General features: G+C 51.3%; 20 protein-coding genes. 2 read left to right on the top strand and 18 right to left on the bottom strand.

The genetic code is table 11. The features are described from left to right. Positions 1 to 56: 56 nt before the first annotated feature. The 17 genes from mgtA to HA050_RS04005 all read right to left on the bottom strand — a co-directional run bounded on the left by mgtA (position 57) and on the right by HA050_RS04005 (position 18,773). Positions 57 to 2,816, bottom strand: a complete 2,760-nt coding sequence (mgtA, locus tag HA050_RS04085; protein ID WP_240928975.1) for a magnesium-translocating P-type ATPase — start codon at positions 2,814 to 2,816, stop codon at positions 57 to 59. 532 nt (positions 2,817 to 3,348) lie between these two features. Next, positions 3,349 to 3,714, bottom strand: a complete 366-nt coding sequence (locus HA050_RS04080) for a response regulator (protein ID WP_166822438.1) — start codon at positions 3,712 to 3,714, stop codon at positions 3,349 to 3,351. A gap of 57 nt (positions 3,715 to 3,771) precedes the next feature. Beyond that, the gene (locus tag HA050_RS04075; protein WP_166822436.1) at positions 3,772 to 6,972 is read right to left on the bottom strand and encodes a response regulator; all 3,201 of its coding nucleotides are present in this window, start codon (positions 6,970 to 6,972) and stop codon (positions 3,772 to 3,774) included. Further along, positions 6,956 to 7,798, bottom strand: coding sequence for a response regulator (locus tag HA050_RS22310; RefSeq protein ID WP_277344371.1), 843 nt, complete (start codon positions 7,796 to 7,798; stop codon positions 6,956 to 6,958). Before HA050_RS22310 ends, HA050_RS04075 begins: the two co-directional genes overlap by 17 nt. Before the next feature lie 2 nt (positions 7,799 to 7,800). Next, positions 7,801 to 9,240: a bifunctional diguanylate cyclase/phosphodiesterase gene (locus tag HA050_RS04065; RefSeq protein WP_166822432.1), complete on the bottom strand. Its 1,440-nt coding sequence runs from the start codon at positions 9,238 to 9,240 to the stop codon at positions 7,801 to 7,803. Then, positions 9,230 to 9,637 (bottom strand): response regulator, encoded by a 408-nt coding sequence (locus HA050_RS04060; RefSeq protein ID WP_166822430.1) that lies wholly within the window; start codon positions 9,635 to 9,637, stop codon positions 9,230 to 9,232. The genes HA050_RS04065 and HA050_RS04060 overlap by 11 nt, the downstream gene beginning before the upstream one ends. Before the next feature lie 523 nt (positions 9,638 to 10,160). Further along, positions 10,161 to 10,544, bottom strand: a complete 384-nt coding sequence (locus HA050_RS04055) for a hypothetical protein (RefSeq protein ID WP_166822428.1) — start codon at positions 10,542 to 10,544, stop codon at positions 10,161 to 10,163. Positions 10,545 to 10,757: 213 nt separating this feature from the next. After that, positions 10,758 to 12,653 (bottom strand): ATP-binding cassette domain-containing protein, encoded by a 1,896-nt coding sequence (locus HA050_RS04050; RefSeq protein ID WP_166822425.1) that lies wholly within the window; start codon positions 12,651 to 12,653, stop codon positions 10,758 to 10,760. Between the two features lie 130 nt (positions 12,654 to 12,783). Continuing rightward, positions 12,784 to 13,341: a gamma subclass chorismate mutase AroQ gene (gene aroQ / locus HA050_RS04045; RefSeq protein WP_166822422.1), complete on the bottom strand. Its 558-nt coding sequence runs from the start codon at positions 13,339 to 13,341 to the stop codon at positions 12,784 to 12,786. 80 nt (positions 13,342 to 13,421) lie between these two features. Further along, entirely contained in the window at positions 13,422 to 13,886 is a 465-nt protein-coding gene (locus HA050_RS04040; protein WP_166822419.1) for a GyrI-like domain-containing protein, read from the bottom strand. Between the two features lie 20 nt (positions 13,887 to 13,906). Further along, positions 13,907 to 14,374 (bottom strand): EVE domain-containing protein, encoded by a 468-nt coding sequence (locus HA050_RS04035; protein WP_166822416.1) that lies wholly within the window; start codon positions 14,372 to 14,374, stop codon positions 13,907 to 13,909. 9 nt (positions 14,375 to 14,383) lie between these two features. Continuing rightward, on the bottom strand, positions 14,384 to 14,749 hold the full coding sequence (locus HA050_RS04030) for a VOC family protein (protein ID WP_166822413.1): 366 nt from the start codon (positions 14,747 to 14,749) through the stop codon (positions 14,384 to 14,386). Between the two features lie 51 nt (positions 14,750 to 14,800). Next, the gene (locus HA050_RS04025) at positions 14,801 to 15,022 is read right to left on the bottom strand and encodes a hypothetical protein (RefSeq protein ID WP_166822410.1); all 222 of its coding nucleotides are present in this window, start codon (positions 15,020 to 15,022) and stop codon (positions 14,801 to 14,803) included. Positions 15,023 to 15,027: 5 nt separating this feature from the next. Further along, positions 15,028 to 16,254: an aminotransferase class I/II-fold pyridoxal phosphate-dependent enzyme gene (locus tag HA050_RS04020; protein WP_205836285.1), complete on the bottom strand. Its 1,227-nt coding sequence runs from the start codon at positions 16,252 to 16,254 to the stop codon at positions 15,028 to 15,030. A gap of 15 nt (positions 16,255 to 16,269) precedes the next feature. After that, a complete protein-coding gene (locus HA050_RS04015; RefSeq protein ID WP_166822404.1) occupies positions 16,270 to 17,475 on the bottom strand; it encodes an MFS transporter in 1,206 nt (401 codons plus the stop codon). A gap of 12 nt (positions 17,476 to 17,487) precedes the next feature. Further along, complete coding sequence (locus tag HA050_RS04010) at positions 17,488 to 18,216, bottom strand: iron-containing redox enzyme family protein (protein WP_166822401.1); 729 nt, start codon at positions 18,214 to 18,216, stop codon at positions 17,488 to 17,490. Continuing rightward, a complete protein-coding gene (locus HA050_RS04005) occupies positions 18,210 to 18,773 on the bottom strand; it encodes a GNAT family N-acetyltransferase (protein WP_166822398.1) in 564 nt (187 codons plus the stop codon). The genes HA050_RS04010 and HA050_RS04005 overlap by 7 nt, the downstream gene beginning before the upstream one ends. A gap of 182 nt (positions 18,774 to 18,955) precedes the next feature. Between HA050_RS04005 and HA050_RS04000 the strand changes: the two genes are divergently transcribed. Together HA050_RS04000 and HA050_RS03995 are read left to right on the top strand one after the other, a co-directional pair. Next, the gene (locus HA050_RS04000; protein WP_166822395.1) at positions 18,956 to 19,831 is read left to right on the top strand and encodes a dienelactone hydrolase family protein; all 876 of its coding nucleotides are present in this window, start codon (positions 18,956 to 18,958) and stop codon (positions 19,829 to 19,831) included. Further along, positions 19,828 to 20,814: a GlxA family transcriptional regulator gene (locus HA050_RS03995; protein WP_166822392.1), complete on the top strand. Its 987-nt coding sequence runs from the start codon at positions 19,828 to 19,830 to the stop codon at positions 20,812 to 20,814. Before HA050_RS04000 ends, HA050_RS03995 begins: the two co-directional genes overlap by 4 nt. Here the strand turns inward: HA050_RS03995 and HA050_RS03990 are convergent. Next, complete coding sequence (locus tag HA050_RS03990; RefSeq protein WP_240928974.1) at positions 20,811 to 21,584, bottom strand: helix-turn-helix transcriptional regulator; 774 nt, start codon at positions 21,582 to 21,584, stop codon at positions 20,811 to 20,813. The genes HA050_RS03995 and HA050_RS03990 overlap by 4 nt on opposite strands. Between the last annotated feature and the right edge of the window lie 319 nt (positions 21,585 to 21,903).

Raw genomic sequence — 21,903 nt, 5'->3', positions numbered from 1 at the left:
CCTTTTAGCGAATCAATAAGGGCAAGAATGAATCTTGCCCTTATTTCATTTAAGAATTACTGCCAGCCATAACGCCTTGCGTAAATACCCTTCATGACTTGCATGAGCGTGATATAGCCCAGCAAAATAGTAATCAAACAAGGAAAATAGGCCAAAGGTAATGCCTGCAGCCTGAAGTAATGCGCCCAAGGGCCCATAGGCAGCAAAATACCAATTGCCATAATTAGTGCAGTCATGACCAGTAAAGGCCAGGCGGCACTGCTTTGAATAAATGGCAATTTACGTGTGCGTAATAAGTGCACCACTAATGTTTGAGACAATAAGCCTTCAATAAACCAGCCCGACTGAAATAAAGACTGAGCTGATTCGGTATTGGTCTTAAAAACATACCACAGCACAGCAAAAGTCGTGATATCAAAGATCGAGCTGATGGGGCCAAAGAAAATCATAAAGCGGCCTAATTCATCCGGATTCCATTTTTGGGGCTGGATCAGCGATTCTTTATCCACATAATCAAAAGGAATAGTGGTTTGCGAGATATCGTAAAGCAAGTTTTGAATCAACAAATGCAGTGGCAGCATCGGCATAAACGGAATAAATGCCGAGGCGATCAATACCGAAAATACATTGCCAAAATTAGAGCTGGCCGTCATTTTGATATATTTCAGCATATTGGCAAAAGTTTTACGGCCTTCAATTACGCCTTCTTCCAATACCATTAAGCTTTTTTCCAGCAAAATAATATCGGCTGCTTCTTTTGCAATATCAACGGCCGAATCAACCGATATACCGATATCAGCTGCCCGCAAAGCCGGTGCATCATTGATGCCATCCCCCATAAACCCAACTACATGGCCATTGCTGCGAAGCAAACGCACAATGCGTTCTTTATGCAGTGGGGTGAGCTTTGCAAATACCGTGGTTGTTTCAGCTTTTTCGGCGAGTTGCTGATCGCTCATGGCCTCAATGTGCGAGCCAAGCAGTACGCCATCCACCTGCAGATCCACTTCTTTACAGATTTTCAGCGTCACCAGATCGTTATCGCCCGTCAGCACTTTTACAGAAACGCCATTGGCCCTGAGGGCTTTGAGTGCCGGTGCAGTGCTTTCTTTGGGCGGATCTAGAAACGCGATATAGCCCACCAGTACCAGATCGCACTCGTCGCTGACCCCATAAGCTTCGCGATCAGCCGGCATTTCTTTGCTGGCAACCGCCACCACGCGCAAACCATCCTGATTCAGTGTGGCAGTGATATTGCGAATATCCTGCAGCAGCCTGGCGCTTAATGGCTCGATCTGTGTGCCGTGGCGAACGTGGCTGCAAGCCGCCAGCACCTCTTCTAAAGCGCCTTTGCAAATCAGCTCGTGATGGTCTTCCTGCTCACTCACCACAACCGACATCCGGCGGCGGTTAAAATCAAAGGGAATTTCATCCACTTTGCGGTAGTTTTGCGTCACGCCCAGCTCGGTATTTAAATGGGCGTGTTCCAGTACGGCCACATCGAGCAGGTTTTTAAGGCCGGTTTGATAGTAGCTGTTTAAATATGCCATCGCTAAAACTTCATCGCTGCCGCAGCCAAATACATCGGTGTGGCGCTCCAGCGTGATTTTATCCTGCGTCAGCGTGCCGGTTTTATCTGTGCACAGAATATCCATCGCACCAAAGTTCTGAATGGCATCGAGGCGTTTGACCACCACTTTTTTGCGACTCAGAATCACTGCGCCTTTGGCCAGCGCGGCAGTCACAATCATAGGCAGCATTTCTGGCGTAAGGCCAACTGCAATGGATAATGCAAACAGCGCTGCTTCCGGCCAGTCTCCCTTGGTAAAGCCATTAATAAACAATACAAGGGGCGCCATCACAAACATAAAGCGGATCAACAGCCAGCTGATTTTATTTACGCCCAGCTGAAATTGCGTCAGCGTTTTGTCGCTGGCACTTACGCGCTCAGCCAAAGAGCCAAAATATGTTTGATTGCCGGTGCCAATTACCACTGCAGTTGCAGCACCACTCACCACATTTGTGCCCATAAAGCACAAATTATCACGCTCTAATGGATTGCTGACAGATGCATCTTTATGCACGGCAAATTTCTCTGCGGGCATGGATTCGCCAGTCAGTGCAGCTTGGCTGATAAATAAATCTTTAGCGGTAAAAAGCCGTAAGTCAGCCGGAATCATGTCGCCAGCGGAAAGCACCACAATATCGCCCGGCACCAGCTCCCTGATCGGCAGCTCCATTTGCTTTGCAGGCTTGGGGTGAAGCTGAACACCAAAGTATTTTTCAGCTTCAGCGGCTGCAACTTTGGCCGGATCCCGCCGTAAAACGGTTGCTGTATTACTGACCATTGCTTTGAGCCGGTCTGCTGCCGTATTCGAGCGTTTCTCTTGCACAAAGCGCAAAAAAGCAGAGATCACCACCATGGCGGAAATAATGGCTGCGGCAGTTGCATCCTCGGTAACAAAGGAAATCACCGCCAGCAGTGTGAGCAAAATATTGAAAGGATTGCGGTAACAAAGCCAAAGATGCTCTGCCCATGATATTGGTTTTTCGTGCCCGATTTCATTGGGGCCGGTCTGCAGGCGTTTGTTATCCGCCTCAGAATGGCTTAAGCCTTCTGCACAAGAACCCAGCCGGTGCAAAGCCGTGCTGATTTCCAGCCTGGACATGCTGAGTAAACGCCGGGCAAGAGATTGACTCATCTCCCGGCCATTTCTCATACCGCGAAGCTGCTCCAGGCTGGCAATACGGCGGAATTGACGGGCAGAAAGCCCTTTTTGAATGAAATTCAATAAGCGATTTTTAAACAGGCGCATATGCATTCCTTCGTCGCGAAAAAATAGCGACGTTCAGGACAAATCCATTACGCAAGCAGCAATGACGCACTGTTGATGTTGGTTTCACACCATCAAAAATCGACGTTCAGCCCGCTCCTCGCGGAGCTGGCCTGTGAGACGAGCATCAGCAGTGCATAGCATCACAGACACCCGGTGGGCGTCGTGCTAAGCGCAAAAAAATGGGAATGGCGTACGCAAGCAATCCGGATTTGGATGCATGACAGACACCGTTACCCGCCAGAGCGGCAAGGTAACGGCAGAAGAAAAGACCCCTGCAACCTTGCCGCTAGCGATCGATATAAGATCGACTACCAGAACTGTCCACGAGGGACCTCCGTAAAATATTGACGGGTGAACCATACGCCTTCGGCGCTAAAACGTCTACCCGGTGCGGGTGATGTGTAAATTTTACTAATTTCAGCGTAAGCATCTGCCCACTAAAAAACTCGTTGTTGCCGGGCGCGGCATCCTAAAACCAGGCCCTTTATCGATCCGGGCTTGCCTGTTTGTTTTACTTTTTTAGCGCATTTTCAACCGCAACTAACAGCTCTTTATAGCGGATTGGCTTGGCCAGGTAGCTGTCACAGCCTGCGTTGATGAAATACTCTTTATCACCACTCATAGCAAAAGCGGTGATTGCAATGACCGGAATACCCTGAGTAACCGGATCAGCCTTAAGCAAGCGGGTTGCCTCCAGCCCGTTCATGCCTGGTAACTGCACATCCATCAGGATGAGGTCGGGCTGTTCCTGCTGAGCAATCAGCATCCCTTCGCTTGCTGCCGGGGCCAGCAACAAGCCGTGACCTGCTTTTTCCAGTATCGCGACCAGCAGGCGCATATTAGCAGGGGTGTCTTCTACGATCAGTATCCTGGCCATTTTTGTCCCAAATAGCACCACTGCTTTTGCGTGGCCGACATCCAGTTAATGGCAATATTAGCCACCGCGTTTGCCCAGTGCGCGTTCCACCTCAAGCAACAGCTGGCTGGCATCGAATGAACTTTTTTCCATGATATCGATAACAAAGCCATTCAGCCGTTGCCGGTCCTCTGCACTGACATGCTTGGCTGTCAGGATCAGGATGGGAAGTTGTGCGGTTTGTGCTTGTGATTTTAATGCCTCAACGACAGCAAAGCCGTCGACTTCCGGCATCATCAGATCAAGAATCAATAAATCAGGCGGGCAAAGCCGCACCTTCTCAATGGCTTCCCGGCCGCCATAAGCATGTTCCAGCTGGAAATTACTGTCTTTAAAGTGTGCGCTCAGCAGTTTTACAGCCTTGGGGTCATCATCGACCAGCAAGATAGTGCATGGCTGCCCCTTATCTCCCAAGCCCAACCCATTCAAAACAGCTAACAGCTCGCCCTGCTGAATTGGCTTTTGCAATACCTGGTATGCGCCCAGTGCATAGCCTCGCTGCCGGTCGGTCACGATGGATACAATTACCACGGGAATCCCTGCCAGCTGCGGATTGGCCTTCAGCTGCTCAAGCGCATCCCAGCCACTTAAGCCCGGCAGTAATAGATCCAGTGTAATGAGTGCAGGTTGCAGCTGTGCCGCCATCACCAGCCCGCTTTCGGCATTGGACGCACGCTCAACCCTGAAACCAGCACGCTCAAGCTGCAGGCGCAGCAACATGGCGGCCTGCTCGTCGTCTTCAATGATGAGTATTGTGTGGCCGCCTGCGCGATGCGGAAGAGGCGCAGTGACAGGCACAACGGTTTGAGATGAAACAGTTTGCGCCTCAAGCCATGGCAGCCAGAAAACAAATCGCGAGCCTTGTTCCGGTGCACTGACTACGCCTGCTGTGCCACCATGCAGCGTAACCATATTACGCACAAGAGCCAGCCCAAGGCCGGTTCCTTCAAAAGTACGCGCCAGTGATGTATCCAGTTGCTGAAAAGGCTGGAATAAGCGACCCAGATCTGCTTCGGCAATACCAATGCCCGCATCGCTCACACTGACCTCAAGAAAATCATCACAATCGCCGGAGGGTAAAGGCAGTAAACGCATAATTTGCGGGCCTGTATTCTCCAGACGCACTTCATGGCGCTTCACCCGGCGGGCGGCCAGCCGCACCTCACCGCCGTCCGGGCTGAATTTAACCGCATTGGATAACAAGTTATAAATGATCTGCTTTAGTTTTCGCAGATCAGCAAGTAACTCCCCCTCAACGCCATCCATTTGCAAACTGAGGCGGATCTCGTGTCTGGCCGCACTCTCCTTAACAATGGTCAGGCAGTTGCGGAGCAAGGTACTTATATCCAGCATCTCGGGCTCGAATGTTGCCTGACCCGCCTCAATTTTTGATAAATCAAGAATATCGTTAATCAAGGACAGCAGGTGCTGCCCACTGTCGAAGATATCCATGGTGTAAGCTAATTGTTCTGCATTCAAATCCCCGGCAATGCCGTCTTTCAATACCTCAGAAAACCCAATAATGGCGTTTAAGGGCGTACGCAGCTCATGCGACATGTTCGCAAGAAACTCGGATTTTAGTTTTGAGGCGGTTTCCAGTTGTGCATTTTTACGGGCAATATCATCCAGACTGACATGCAGCTTGGCTGCCAGCGCCTTCACGTCATCAAATTGCTTCAGGTTGTGCAGTGCCACAGCCAACTGCGCACTCAGCCTGTCAATAAAGGCTTTTTCTCCCTCACTCAGCGCCCGGTCGCTGGCCAGTACCAAGACACCATGGCGGTGTTCCTGGTAGCTGACCGGGCTTAGTAACAGCTCGAAAGGGGCAAATTGCAACAACCCGGCATCAATCTGCATGCCCGGCAGTTCCGGCGGGCAGTGCTGCGATAGTCTTTCGCCGGTTTGTGCCACCAGCCCGGCCAAACCTTCCCCGGGGCTGAAGCGCTGGCTGATGCCGGCAGAGCAGCCTCTGCTGGCAAGGAGTACGAATTGCCCGCTCTGCTCATCGTGATGGTAAAAAGCGGCCAGTGGAAAGGGGTGGTTATCTGCCAGCAGCTTTAACAATCCATCCAGCAGCGGCTGGCGCGCCAATGTCGCATTAAACAAGGTGAGCGCTGCACCATGGCTGAAATCAAAGCGGGCCGTTTCTTTGAGTGCCTGTTCAACACGCTTAAGCCCGGTAATATCCTGGTTAACAGAAACCGCGCCGGTCAGCGTGCCTGTTGTATCGTTCAGCGGCGTGGCAGAGTTAAGGATGATCTTACGGCTGCCGTCGAAACACTCAATTTCGACTTCTTCCCCTACTGAGGTTTCTCTCTGGCGTATCGCCCGCGCCATTCCCCATTCTTCTGCTTTCAGCGGCTGACCATTATGCAGCCACCAGCCCTTGTACTGGTTATATTGCTCAATACCTGTCATATGAGCGCCAGCCCAGATGAGCTGACCTGCATGGTTGTGATAGCGCAGCTGTCCACTGGCATCGGCCAGCCATACGCCAACAGGCAGCACATCGAGGATCTGTTGCAGTGAAGCTTCACTTTGCTTAAGAGCCTGTTCACTCTGCAGCCGCTCCCTCATTTCGCAGCGGATACGCCAAAACAAACCGGCAAGAAAGCCCGTCAGTAAGATCAGAACAGCTGCAAAGATAAACTGACTACGGCCCCATTTGCTGTTTTCTTCCTGGAGACGCACAGCCAGCAGCCGGTTTTCTTCTTGCGCCATACTGGCCACAATATGGCGAATATCCTCTGTCAGCTGCGGCCCTTTGGGCCCGGCCGTGCTGATATATTGCTGCCGTATGCCATCATGCCCGTGGCTCAGATAGAGCCTGGTTGAAGCGTCAAATGCAGCAAGGCGCTGAGCCATACGCTGTTGCAACATGTTGGCGCGCGTTTGCTGAACTGTATTATCGGCCGTCAGCTCCCTCAGGCGTGCAATAGCCGCACCGGCTTTTTCCAGCCCTGCACGACGCTGATCCAGCATCTCAGGCTGGCCAGAAATAAAATATCCGCGCTGGCCGCTTTCGGCCTGAAACAGCCCGCCCTCAAAAGACTCCAGCGCAGTCAGCACTTTATAGGTATGCGTAACCCAGTCTGCCGTGCCCAGCGCCATGCGAGCGGTCTGGTAACTTAAACCGCCCAGCAACAACAGTACGGCCATCGTGGCAATAAAGCCCGCTAATGCCTTACGCTCAACGTGGGAGCTAATTTTGTCTGGCATTGGTGTTGCCAGGCATGCGATGGTTCAGGCTTTGCAGCAAACGCCGGTTTTCCTGCACTGTTTCATAGTGCTGCAACGCTTCGCGTACGTTTTCCCTCAGCACATCATCCTCCCATGGTTTGGTAAGTAATTTGTACAGGGCTCCGCGGTTAACGGCATCGATTACCGCAGCCAGCTCGGTATACCCTGTCAGCAGAATGCGGATGCTGTCTGGATAAAGCCCCTTTACCTGATCGAGAAAAACGGCTCCGCTCAGGCCGGGCATGCGCTGGTCCGCCAGAATAACGCCCACTTCGGTCGTCGCTAAGTGGGCAAAACCTTCTGCGGCATTGCTTGCGGTCAGCACGGTGATTCCATCCTGGCGCAGCAGGCGTTTAATAGCAGTTAAGATATTCAGCTCATCATCAACCACGAGTACGGTTGCGCTGGCAGCTGTACAACCACCGGCAGGAGGCAGACGGCGCTCTTCAAGCAGAAATAAGGCCAGCTCCTGCGCCGTCACAGCATGGCTGAACAGAAATCCCTGCATTTCATGACAGCCTTGTTTGCGCAGATAACCCAGCTGACTGGCGTCTTCCACACCTTCAGCAATGGTATCGAGGCCCAGATTATGGCCCATTCCCAAAATGGCACGAGCCAGCGCGCCCGCACTGGCCTGGGTTGCAATATCACGAACGAAGCTCTGATCAATCTTGATGCTGTCTACTGGAAAACGTCGTAAATAACTAAGGGAAGAATAACCCGTGCCAAAGTCATCCAGCGACAGCCGTACGCCCAGTTTTTTCAGGTCGTGCATTGTTTGAATAGTACGTTCGGCGTCTTCCAGAATCAGGCTTCAGTAAGCTCAAGCTCAAGCCAGCCCGGATCCATGCCGCTATCACACAGCACTTCGCGTACCAACTCCACGAGGCCCGGCTGACGAAACTGCTGGGCAGACAGATTTACAGCCATGCGCAGCGGGGGCAAACCACAATTTAACCATTCCCGTTGCTGAGCGCAGGCCTGTCGTAATACCCATTCCCCTATCAGCTCCATCAGGCCGCAATTTTCTAAAACAGGGATAAACAAGGCAGGGCCAATCAGCCCCTTGGCGGGATGTTGCCAGCGTATCAGCGCTTCCACACCGATCATCAGCCCCGTTTTCATATTCAGCTGTGGCTGGTAGTGCAGCTCAAATTCGCCACGCTCCAGCGCCCGGTGTAATTCACCCTCTAAGGCAAGCCGTCCCGCAGAGTCACGGTCTTGTCCGTCCTGATAAAAGCACACTTCATTATTGAGTACTGCGCCGATGGCCGCCAGCCGGGCCCGGGGCACCAGCTGAAGGATCTGCGTTTCAACACTTGGATAAATGGCCACACCAATGCCAGCGCCTACGAAGACTTCACCGCTGCCAGCGGGCAGGGCTTGTCTTATGGATGCAAGCACATTTTGTGCGAAGGCCTCTATGGCCGCGTGCTCATCAAGCCCAGGCAAAACCAGGGCAAACTCATCCGGAGCCAGCTGTGCCAGTACACCGCCAGTGATGCGGCCTTCTAATCGTTGCGCAAGGGTGCGTAATAAGACATCCACCACCTGGTCACCAAATACGCGGGCAATAGGCTCCAGTCTTTGCAGCTTTATATCCAGCAGCGCCAGCGGCTCGCCTGAATCGGCCAGTTGCAATAAGCGTTGCTCCAGCAAGGCGCGGTTGGGTAAGCCCGTTTGCGGATCATAGTAGGCCAGATAACGCAGCCGGGTTTCGGCCACCAGCCGCTGCTGCTCTTGTAATAAGTGCTCCAGGGCAAAGGAAATATCGTCAGCTACTTCTGTAATAAGCCCGACCACATCTTCATCAAACTGGTCAGGCCGGTCTGCGTACCACGCTAACAGCCCGATAACCTCGCCAGCTTCATGCAGAGGGATGCAGGCAAGTGAGTGCAAACCTGCTGCAAGCTCGCCTGCGTATTTTTGGGGCTGATCAGCCAGGTTGTTGCACACCACAAGATGACTTTCGTGCAGCACACCCCATGCAGGCGATGCCCGGTTGTGGCAAGTCTGCTCAATTAAGCCGCTTACTTGTCCGCAATGAGCCAGCGGGCGAAGGCGGGCGTGCACATGATCCAGCTGGCCAATCCAGACCATGGAAAACAAGCCCGATTCCACAGCAATACGGCAACTTTCCTGGTATAAGCTATCCGGGCTCTCCGCGCGTACGATGGCCTGATTGATCCGGCTCAGCACCCGGTACATATGATTAAGCCGCCGCAGCCGGCCGAGTTCAGTTGTCATGCGCACCCCCGGCCTCACCTTTGTGCAGCAAACGTTGCAGCCGTAGTGACAGCTCCCAGCGATCAACTGGTTTACCCAGAAAATCGTCGGCACCAGAGGCAAGCACACGCTGGCGAGCGGCAAGATCATCCAGTGCACTGACAATCATGACCGGGATGGCTTGAGTTGCAGGGTTATCTTTTAATTTTTGCAGAACCTGGAAGCCATCCATATCAGGCATCATCAAATCCAGCAGCAGCGCACCGGGTTGCTTTTCGATGGCCAGCGCCAACGCTTCCTGTCCATTGCTGGCATGGATTGCGACATAGCCTTCCGCAGACAGAAAAGCATCCAGCAAGCGGCGATTGCGTGGCTCATCATCCACGATCAGTATCGCCTGCAGGGATTTCTCCACCATGGTCGCAGCCTTTATGCTTTTACAAAAGTTAAAAACTTAATGATATTTTGTCAGCTTTTTGCTTACGGTTCATAGGGGCTATCCATAGAAACACCCCCTCCTCTCTATAGTTCATTTCATAGGGGGAACGATAACCTCCTGTCGGTTATATGCCCTATTTATTAGCATTAAATCGGCTTGCATGACATATTTCTTAATCGCCCGTTTATTTTTCAATCGCAAGCAGGCTGAATTCGTAAGAAAAAAACAGTAAGAAATTGAAAACAATCTTTCATGGTTAAATAAAATAATTACACACTGTAATGTACATTACAGCGTGTAATTTATCATATTCGTATATTGTATATTATGTAAAGCTAATGCATAAAACAGGAGAAAACTTACAAACTGTTTGTTGATTGATTGAGGAAACGAAAAGAGGAAGGCTGAGTGTTTTTGAGCAGGCAGCCGGCATGGGCTGTTTTAAGCACCCGTTTGTGGTCATGCCGGGCCTTTTTTGCGCCGATATATAGCACCGATCACATCAGACGCCCTGGCAATCAATCGCCTGCATTCTTTTACGATTTACCGCATAACGCTCATGCAGCCATGCGGTTGAGTTTTGCCGCTGCATCGATAAGATATGCCGTTTCTCTGACAGCAAGGCAGCGCATTCATCAGCCGTATCCTGCCTCTGACTTGTCCAAGAGCGGGTATATTCTGCTTTGCGGCGCTCATCATTGCCTTGCTCTGATAAATCAGCCAAAGCTGCTCTTTCTTTGGCTTCCCGCTTGTAGCCAGAGAAATCAGCGCTGCCAATCAGGGCATCTTTATCCGTAATCATTTTTGCTGTTTTTAAACCCGCTTCTTCGCAAGGCTTATTTTGATAGGTGTATTTGGGGCGAACGCCGTCAAAACATTTGAACATTTCAGCGGATGCTGAAAAAGAAACGAAGATGAGGCAGATAAAAATATAGGGCATTGTTTACATTCTCCTTGCGGCGAACTATACGCAAAGAGAATAAATAGTCAATATTGCAGAGATATCACCGGCAATTTACAAAGAAAAACGCATGGCAATCAGAAGGCTTGTGAAAGCCCCCCGATTGTCCATGCGTTTGTGACGGCTTATCAGCTGTGTTTAGCGCATAGCTTCCAGCTCGTCCGAGATTTCTAACCAGAGCGCTTCAAGTGGATCGATCTTATTTTTAAGCTCGGTTTCTTTTTCGCGCGCTGTTTTTAATTCTGCGGCTCTTGCAGGCAAATACAGGCTTTCTTCGGCCAGCAAAGCCACCACTTTCTGCATTTCTGCCGTTAGCACAGCCATGTCTTTTTCAACCTTGGCGAGCTTTTTCTCTACAGGCTTACGCAGTACAGCATTACGCTGGCGAGCGTCGGCTTCCAGTTTTTTCTGTGCTTTGCGATCAATGGCGCTGCTTGAATTGCGCAGCGCGCTGTTTTCTTCGCTGCGTTTCTGCTGGCTGTATTTGGTGTATTCATCCAGATCACCATCAAATGGCCGTACTGTGCCATCTTCAATCAGCCAGAAATCATCCACCGTAGCGCGCAGCAAGTGCCTGTCGTGCGAGACCACAATAATGGCCCCTTCGAAATCTTGCAGCGCCATCGTCAGCGCCTGGCGCATTTCGATATCTAAGTGATTGGTTGGCTCATCCAGCAGCAATAAATTAGGTTTTTGCCAAATCAACAGAGCCAAAGCCAGACGCGCTTTTTCGCCGCCAGAGAATGGCTCAATCTTGCTGGTAGCCATGGTGCCGTTAAAATCAAAGCCACCTAAGAAATTGCGATGCTCTTGCTCGCGTGTTTGCGGATCAATCTTTTGCATATGCCAGAGTGGCGATTCATCAAGGCGCAAATGCTCGAGCTGATGCTGGGCAAAGTAACCAATCTTCAAGCCCTTGCCTTCTTCGCGCTCACCCAATAACAATGGATTTTCGCCAGCTAAAGCCTTGATGAAAGTTGATTTACCCGCGCCATTCACACCTAACAAACCAAGACGCGCTTCGTTTTCCAGGCTCAGCGTCAGGTTTTTTAAGATGGGGCGATTAATATCGTAGCCAGCCTGGCCGTTTTCCAGTTTAACCAATGGATTAGGGCTGTTTTCAGGCTCGCGAAATGCAAAAGTAAATGGCGAATCCACGTGCGCTGCAGAAATGCGCTCCATTTTTTCCAGTGCTTTAACCCGGCTTTGCGCCTGGCGCGCCTTACTTGCTTTAGCTTTAAAGCGGTTAATAAAGGATTCTAAGTGATTGATTGTGCGCTGTTGCTTATCAAAAGCCAGCTGCTGCAGCGATAAACGCTCGGCGCGCTGGTTTTCAAAGTCTTCATAGGTACCGGTGTAAAGCGTCAGTGCGCCGCCTTCCACATGCAGAATTTGCTTGATGGTGTTGTCAAGGAAATCCCGGTCATGCGAAATCACCAGCAACATGCCCTGGTAAGTTTTGAGCCATTGCTCAAGCCAAACCACTGTTTCCAGATCCAAGTGATTGGTTGGCTCATCCAGCAGCAGCAAATCTGAGCGGCACATCAGCGCCTGGGCCAGATTCAGGCGCATACGCCAGCCGCCAGAAAAACTGGATACAGGATTAGAAAGCTCTTCGGTAGAGAACCCCAGGCCCGCCAGCAGTTTTGCCCCGCGTGATGCTGCGGTATAGCCATCAATGGCGTCAAACTCGCCCAGCAGCTCGCCATGGCGGATGCCATCATCGTGCGAAACGTTTTCTAATTCGTGTTCTAAACGGCGTAATTCGCGATCGCCATCCAGTACATAATCAAGCGCCGAGCAATCAAGTGCCGGCGTTTCCTGAGCCACATGGCTGATAGTAATACGGGGCGGCATTTCAATATCGCCGCCATCCGGGTGTAATTCGCCGCGCATCAGCGCAAAGAAGCTGGATTTACCTGCACCATTGGCCCCTACTACGCCGGTTTTGCTGCCGGGCTGTAAGAGAAGGTCTGCAGAATTAAGCAGCACCTTGGTGCCGCGTCTTAGGGTGAGGGATTTAAGTCGTATCATGGGGCAGGATTCTAACAGAGTGACTCACTTTCTTCGCCGCTGTTTGCTAAGTAATAAGCCCCCTGCCCCCTTGTTTTATCAAATCTGCGCTTTTTTAAACGCGTTTTTCAGCGGCGGCTGCGGCCAGGCTTCAGGGGCATTGCAATGTGCTGACGGCCATTTTGCTAACTTCGTCATCCGTCTGGCCAAAAGTTGCGGTTTGTAATGATTGCTTCACCCCGGTATTACATAAATCAGGCTGTATCGTTTTTAGCACCATTAGCAATTGGGGGGTAAGCTGGTCCAGCACAGGACGCACCTCTTTTGCCAGATCTGGCGCTGGGGAAAACGGTGCTTGTTTTTGCTTTTGCCATTTTTGATGAAGCTGGCTTTGGATCAGCTTACCTGCATCAAACTGAGCCTGAAAAAACGCCGCAGCAAAGCGGGGATCAAGATCAATTGTCCGTGCTTGTTTTTCCACATCAGCCAGAATCGCCTGCTCGCGGGCCGGATCATTAATCGCAGCGCCGCTATTCCATTTGCTTTGTGCCACCAAAGGCGCAACTTCGAGGCGCTGTGTCATTAAGCTGATTAAGGATTTAATTGGTGGCGTTTGCTCAGACTGTATCGCTGCCGGAACGGGCACCTGGGCGCACGCGGCAAGCATCTGGCATAAAGAAATAAAAAGAAGAACGAGCACTCTGCGCATAAGTTTTCCTGTTGGGATAAGTATCTCTGGTGTGGCCGCAATGATTATGCAGCCCCGCCAGACTTTACAGGAACAGCACTTTATTCAGCGGCTACACCGATGTAAATATGCACTTCGGCCGGGCCAATATAGGATTCAAAATCACTCTGATAGCTGCGTTTAATGTGCGGATTTTGTTCAAAATAAGCCCAGACTTGGCCCCATGCCTGTATCACAGCGCCTGGCATGGGGCCCACGCCTTCAAATACTAAATAATGCCCAGGCTCAATGGCGATATGCGTGAATTGCTCACTGCCCTGATGAACAGAGACCCCTGCCGTTAAATCATAAAAACCACTTGCATCGCTTTCAAACCCTGAGTACACGCCGTAAACAGGTGAATTTTCAAGGCGGTCCGGGATTTTATCGATTAAGTTTTCGGTAAAAAACTGCCTCCAGAGCCCGGCAATTCTGGCCGTTGCGGGGTTGAATTCATCACTGTTTTGAGTTCTGACTGAGATACCTGCAACTGTAAAGCCACTGATTTCAAGATGCTTTGGGTTCATTTTTTATGCTTTATGTGAATTTAAAATGGAAACTCAGTCTGACTGGGGCTGCGGGCCGGTTCCGGACCACCCGGGGTGGCTCCCATTGCCCGTGCAATCATCTGCATATCATGCGCACTGATTGTAAACAGGCCAAAGCGGAATGGCGCGCCCCACTGACGCACCCCTTTAGAAAACTCCAGTAGTTCTAATAAAGGCTGTATGGCAGCTTGCTGTGCGGGCCACCAATCTACATCTTTACGGTAAGGAATGAAACCGCCTCCCATATTAAAGGGGTATGGCTCCCCTGCCCTGACCACACCCATGGCGGTAAAAGACTGCAATTTATCTTTGCCGCCCATTTCCGTTGCCGGGGAGTAATACACCACCCTGTCGCCAGCCTGAATACGTTTCAGCGGGTCTGCCTTTCCATGGCAAACCTGCATAAAACCGCCCTCCAGGCCTCGCGCCACATGAGTGGCGCAGGCCACCGCAATCCAATTGTTCATACGTTTTTGCTATCCGGCATTGAGTGCGTACACCCGTAAACGATGCTGATCAGGGTCTGTGGCCACAAAGGTATAGCCAAAATCCATCTGCACAGGCTTTTGTATGATGGTCAGCACAGACCACCGGGCATAAAGATCGTCAACGGCTGCCACGTCATTTAAAGCAAAAGCCAGCTCAGCGCCGCCACCGCAGGCCAGCGCGGCAGGCTCTACCGTGTTTTTTGCCCACAGGCCAAGCTTTAAGCCAGACTCCGATTTAAAAAGTGCAAATGTGGCAGAAAGCTCAACAGGGGCAATGCCAAGGATTTTCTGATAAAACACCGCACTGGCTTCAGGGCTGTTCACATAAAGCAATACAAAGTCAGGATTAAACACGTTAAACCTCAGATGTGGTTGAAAGTGTTTTCATCCTAAGGGGATGCTGTGTCAGTTTTTGTCAGTAGTGTTTACGGAGGATTTAAACGGGATTGTGCTGCTGCACATTGCACCAAATAGTTTGGCATCCACTCTGGCAAAGCCTGCCCGGCCGGCATCGAGGCTAAGCGCCAGAATGCCAGCCAGCAAGACGCCTGGCCAGGCCCGCCGCAAAGAGGGGGACAAGGCCAGCGCCTGTAATACAAAAGCAATCAACAACAGCGCACTTAACATAGCCGCTAGACCAAAGCGCCGGATTGTTGCAAAGTGAAGGATCGCGGTAAACGCGCGCTGCGCATCTGCATTAAAGCCTGAGCAAGATCCCGGATCAGATCTTCACTTGTTTCCAGACCAATGGACAGCCGGACCAGATTTTCACTAATGCCCGATTGCTGACGCTCTTCTGCTGAAAGGCGGCCATGCGTGGTTGAAGCAGGATGCGTCACCATGCTGCGTGTATCGCCAATATTGGTGGCAATAGAAATCAGCCGCAAGGCATTAATAAAGACCCAGGCGTCGTGGCGGTCAGTGCCCGCTTTAAAGCTGAACACACCACCAAAACCGGCCTGCTGCTGGCAAGCAAGCGTATGGCAGGGGTGGCTCTCAAGGCCGGAATAATAAACAGCCTGTACATCTTGCTGATGCTCCAGCCAGGAGGCCAGTTGCAAAGCACTTTGATTAATCTGCACCATACGCAGCGATAACATTTCCAGGCTTTTTAACAACAGCCATGCATTCATCGGGCTCAAAGAAAACCCCAAGGTGCGCAGCACGCCGCGCAATGGTGTGATCAGTGGCAAAGGGCCGCAAACAACACCCGCAACGCAGCGCCCCTGTCCATCCATATATTTACCGGCTGAATGCAAAACCAGATCAGCGCCCAGTAATAAAGGCTGCTGCATAATGGGCGTGAGTAAGGTGTTATCCACGACCAGCAAGGCATTCATTGCATGGGCCATCCGTGCCAGCACAGCAATATTGACTATATCCTGCATGGGGTTGGAGGGCGTTTCAACAAAGACCAGGCGGGTTTGCTGATCAATCGCTTGCTCCCATGCCGCATAATCCATCAGGCCCACCACCCGCACTTCAACTCCAAACCGGGCAAAGTAGCTGCGTAAAGCCACCAGCGTAGTGCCAAACACATCCCGTGAGCAGACAATATTGCTGCCACTTTCGGCAAACGCCATCATCACTGCTGTCAGCGCGGCCATGCCTGATGCAAAGGCCACCGCGCCTTCTGCGGCTTCCAGTAAGGCCACGCGCTCTTCAAACACGTGTACGCTCGGATTAGTAAACCGGCTGTAAACATGGCCCGGCTCTGCGCCGCTGAAGCGGGCTGCCGCCTGCTCTGCAGATTGAAAGCGGTAGGCCGATGTCATGGCAATCGGCTCGCAAAAACTATCTGAATAATCGGCAAACTGCCCCTGGCGCAAGACTTGGCTGTCGGATTGAATATCAAACATCATGGCCTCAATTATTTACGCCGGCTCTGCTGCAGGCTGGTGTTTTGATTCGGTAAAAAAGAGAAAACATGCCAGCCCGGCTATGGCCGTGATCAGGGTCAGCACAATAATAGTTGGGCGGTAGCTATGGTAAAGATCGTAGCCATAAGCCCCCAGCTGGGCCGATGCAAAGCCCCCTGCCTGATGCAGTAAAAATAAGACCCCAAATACCTGCCCTTTTACCTGATTGCCATAGCGCTCCAGGCATATTGCCGAAGTGAGCACAACCGTCCCCAGGTAGCTGGCCCCAAAAATGGCCGCAAAAAGATAGGTCGTAACAAGGCTGTTTTGCACAAGCAGCAGCGCCATGGCGAGGCAGCGCATTAAATAAAACAAACCAAGCAGATTTTGCTGTGCATAGCGCGTAGCCAGCCAGCCAGCAGCCAGACCACTGATTAATTCAAGAATACCCAGCAAACTTAAGCTGAACCCCATGCCGGCGCGGCTGGCTCCGCCATCCTGCCAAAGCGGCACCAGGTGAATATCAATAAAGGCCATCGTGGCACCGCAGCCAATAAACCCGAGCGCTAACACATAAAAGCCCTGATCGCTCAGTACGCTGCGCCAGTTACCCTCTTGCTTATGTTCTGCAACTGGTTTTTCAGGCATGGGAATACGGCTTGCCCACCACAGCAGCAATGTGACTGGTCCAGCGAATAATGCGCCGATCACCATAAAAATCTGTTGCCAGCTAAATTGCGGCTGCAGCCATAGCCATAAAGGCGACAGCACAATAAACCCCACCGACGTGCCATTGCTGATCACGGCGTAGGCAAAGCTCTTCTTTTTTTGCTCAAACAGACGATCAACCAGCACCCCCATTGGCACATAGCTCATGGCGGCCAGTGCAAATGCAGCAACCAGGCCATACAAAGCTACAAACAACCAGTACTGACCAGAAAACCAGGCCAGCAGCACAAATGCAATTCCGCCTGTTAAGCTGCCCAGCATCACCGTTTTGATGGGCCCGGCACGGTCAGACAAAGCGCCCACCAGCGGTGAAGCCAGCCCGGACACCAGCAAAAATAAGCCCCCTGCAAAGCCAAAATCTGCGCGGCCACGCCCAAAAGACTGGGCCAGATCACTGAAGTACACTTGAAAAACCCCTTTAAGTGCACTGGATAAAAACATTGTAAAAAACCCCAGCCCAACCAGGGTCCAGGTGATTCTGGCTTTACTCATCAGGGGCTCCCGTCAGTTACTCAGGCAAGGCTCACTTTGCTGGCAATATTCTTGGTAAAGGTTCTCGTACATGCCCCAAAACAGCTCGCAGGTATGCTCTACGGCAAACAGGGCTTCCTGCTGTTTTTGCCGGGTATCACATAGTGTGCTCACCAGATTCAAGCCCTGTTGCACATGGCCAACGTCTTCTTTTTGATGCACAGAAAAAAACAGCAGATCGTGCTCGTTCAGACCATAAACCCCGCCCAGCAGCGTATGCCTGGCTTCACCCGCCTTGGTTTCCAGGTTTTGCCCTTCACTGGCAATCATGACTGCCGCTGCGCCAATATGGTATTGATCAGGATTACGTACCGCATTCAGCCGGTAATCAATCAGGCGCTGGGTGGCGGGCAGCGCCAAAGCAGCATCACGTTCCTGATCGCTGATGCCCAATGCCCGGATAAAGTTTTGCATCAGCACAACATGGTTATCGGTACGGGATAACTGGCCTGTTTCTTCCTCGTACACATTAATCAACAGCGCTTTTTTAAACTTGGGATGCGGGCAATAAAAAAAGAGATGCTCCACATAATCCAGAAAATGCTTAGTGAGCTGATAGCCCTGCAATACAACTTGTTTAAGCAATTCTTTATTGGGATTTTTCTCATCCAGTAAGTGCAAAAAAATCGGATGAGAAAGCGTTAAATGCTTATGTAAGGTTTTTTCCAGGGTGGTTTTAAATTCTGATTTTGTCATTAACATGCTGATTCCTCCTCTTTGTAAGCAATTCGTTCCGCCAGCGATTCAACCGATTGCACCATATAGTGCCCGGCATGCTTTTGGCCGTTCATTCTGGCGTAGTCTTCTAATACGCCCCATGTTTTAAAGCCAAAGTATTGCCACACCTGATGCGCCCGTGAATTGGCCCGTACATCCAGCACAAACTGCTCAATCTGCAAAGCGCGCGCCTTGCTGATCAGAGCCTTAAAAGCCGCCTGCACCAGCCCCTGCCCCCTGAAGCGCGGAGAAACCACGCCTTTCGCCAGCTCAGCGCTATGGCGGCAATTAGGCATGCCACTGAGATTCATTAAAACAAAAAAAACCGGCTCGCCATTTTCAGAGCCGTAAAGCGCGTGCGTCTCCCCCTTGGCTATTTTTTGAATCAGCGCGCTTAAAAATTGCCGGGCTTTATCTGCATCCAGCGGCTCAATAAAACCGAGCGTACCGCCATCAGCCACCGTAGCATTTATCAAATCAACAATATTTCTGCCATATTCTGCAGAAAAATCAGGATTCCAGTGCAATTCAAGTTTTGACACGCCACGCCCCTTATATGCTTATTAATTCAGGTGTTTTATCGATCTTACCTGGTTAATTCCAAATGGATAAGCGAAAAACAGGACAAATAAAGCAAAAATAAGGACATCAAATTTTTAATGCAATTTTCATGAAATTGCATTTAGAATGGGCGCAATTGCAAATTCACAGGCCGCGCACGCTCATGAAAAATTTTGCTGTTAAATGCCTCACCACCCTGCTTTGCTGCGGGCTTTTGTCTGCCGTGGTTGCCAGCGAGCCTGAAGCCACCGCGCTGAATTCCCGGCTGGTTCACTTTCCTGCTTTTGGCGGTAAAACGCCGCTGGATGTCATGGGCGTGTTTCGCACGCCACAGGGCACAGGGAAATTTCCTGTCGTGATTATTTTGCATGGCTCCGCAGGTATCGATTCTCGTGGCGCCATGCATGCTCAGAACCTGGCTAAAGCAGGCATCGCCAGCCTGGAGCTGGATATGTGGGGGGCGCGTGGCCTGAGTGGCGGCGCAAAAGGCCGCCCGGACAAAGTACACGACACCCTGCCCGATTTATGGGGCGCGGAAGTATGGCTGGCGAATCAGGAAAAAATAGACGCAAAACGCATCGGTGTGATGGGGTTTTCATGGGGAGGTGTGATGGCGATGTTGTCGGCCACCGCAGAAAACGGCCCGCCGGCGGGCGTTCCGCCTTTACAAGGAAATATTGCGCTCTACCCTGTGTGCTGGGCTTATAACAAAGTGCCCGGCTATCGCTTCCAGGCACTGAGAGCCACCAAAGTCTTGATTCTGGCAGGGGCAAAAGATCGGTACGACGATAATGAGCAAGCCTGCCCTGAGCTGGTTCAGTCGCTGGAGCCTGAATATCGCAATCAGCTAAGCGTGCAGGTCTACCCCAATGCAGAGCATGGCTTCGATATGCTGGAAAAAGAAAATCACTATCAGGACCCTTACTCGCATCGCGGCAAGGGAGGAGAAAGCATTTCAGCCCCCAATCCTGAAGCGCGTGAGGATGCACGCCGCCGGGTTGTAAGTTTTTTTAACGAACGCTTTGCCATTACGCCATGAAACGTATTTTCTTTGTACTGCTGCCCAATGTACATATCCTTGACTTGGGCGGGCCGATGCAAATTCTGGCCACGCTGCCTGAGCTGGGCCTTGCAGAACTCAGTATTCACTGTGTTGGCCCCCATGCCGAGCTCAACAGCTTTCAGGGGGTCAGCCTGATGGATATTGCACCGCTGCCCACAAAATTAACCAAGGGTGATGTGGTGGTGATGGTGGGCAGCAAAATTCAAACCGATCAGCCATACACGCCTCATCAGTTAAAAGTGGTGGACTGGCTCAGCGCCTTAAGCAAAAACATACCGGAGGGCGTCATCATTGCCAGCGTCTGCACCGGCGCGCTTTTTCTGGCCGAAGCAGGCTTACTGGACGGACGATATTGCACTACGCATCACGATTATCTGGAGCGCTTACAAAAAGCAGCTCCAGCCTCCCGCGTGCTGAGCAAACGACTGATGGTGCAGGACGGCCCCATTTATACCTCAGCGGGTGTTTCAGCCGGTATCGATCTTGCCTTGCACCTGGTGGGGCAATACTTTGGCAGTGCCATTGCGCTGCGAGTAGCGAGGGAAAACCTGGTGCAGTTCCGGCGTCTGGAGCACGACCCGGAACTGAGTGCGCCGCTTTGCTACCGCAATCATAATGACCCTGTCATCCACCTGGTACAGGACTATATGACACATCACCCTTGCGATTCAGGTACGTACGACGAGCTGGCTGAGCAGTTTTCGCTCAGCTACCGGCATCTGGCCCGCTTATTTCAACAGGCCTGCGGCATTACGCTGAAGCAATACCAGCAAAAACTGAAGCTGGATCTGGCCCGCCGCATGCTTAAAGACAGCCACCGCTCTATTGAAGGCATTATCGAGCACTGCGGATTTGCCAGCCCTCAGGCATTCAGAGCCGCATGGCGGCAGGCTGAAACGCTTTCTCCCTCAGTATGGCGCAAAGTTCAGAAACTCGACCGCGCCCATGAAGCAGCCTAAGCACCCCGGCCCCCTGCAGGAATACCCTCAGCCTCCCGCCAGGCTTTAAGCAAAGCCTGGCGCCGCTTTGGATAGCGTTCTTCCAGACTGATCACTGACTGAATACGATCCACCCGAAAATGGCGGAAAGCCTGCCTTGCTTCACACCAGGCCACAACAACCCGCACCTGATCAAAAAAAGCCAGCGCACAGGGCCAGATCAGACGGTGGGATGCCTGTTGTTTTGCATCGATGTAAAGCAAATCCAGCTTCATCTCATGGCGGATAGCGGCTCTGATCAGATAAAGCGTTTCATCCGAATCACCCGGGTGCATGCTGGGGCCAATTAATAAGGCAGCGCTGTCAAGCTCAAAGCGCAGCTCTGCAGGCAACACGGCCGCAATTTTGCTTAAAGCGTGGGTTGCGGCGTCCCCCAGCCCTGAATCTGCGCGATTAGCCACCCATTTTGCCCCCAGTGCCAGCGCTTCGATTTCTTCCACCGTAAACATCAAAGGGGGCAGCGTAAAGCCCGGCCGCAATACAAACCCCAGCCCGGCTTCTCCTTCAATTTTTGCACCCTGCGCCTGTAAGCTTGCAATATCGCGGTAAAGCGTACGCAGACTGACGCCCAGCGTTTCTGCCAGCACGGCACCGCTTACAGGATAGTGATTCAGGCGTAATTGCTGCATTAAACTCAGTAATCTTTCTGCTCTGGACAAGTGAGAAACCTCTATGGCCAAGGTGGATGCTGCAGGCTGGAAAAAGAACGAAAACTTACAAGTGTTTTCCATTTCTGCTCAAATTGGATTTTCTTGTTTATTTATCAGCCAATCAATATCAGCACTGCATGTATTGCGTAATTGTTTATTTTTCTGCAGGGCATTAGCAAACGACACCCGGCCGATTATTTTAAAACAGTCGTTTACTATTTATAAATATAAACGGTCATAAAGCGCCTATAGCATGGGCATTGCAAGCGGCTTTATTCTTAGCAAAAACCAAGAACGTAGGTGATTTCACCTACCAATATGTTCTTGATTAAATTTTAAAACAGCAGATTACTAATGTGGTGACAAATTAAAAATTCTTGAAATTTGCAATTTACCCTAT

The organism is Iodobacter violaceini (genome assembly GCF_011601265.1).
In the GTDB taxonomy this organism is placed as follows: domain Bacteria; phylum Pseudomonadota; class Gammaproteobacteria; order Burkholderiales; family Chitinibacteraceae; genus Iodobacter; species Iodobacter violaceini.
This window is presented reverse-complemented; position numbering and strand designations above follow the sequence as displayed.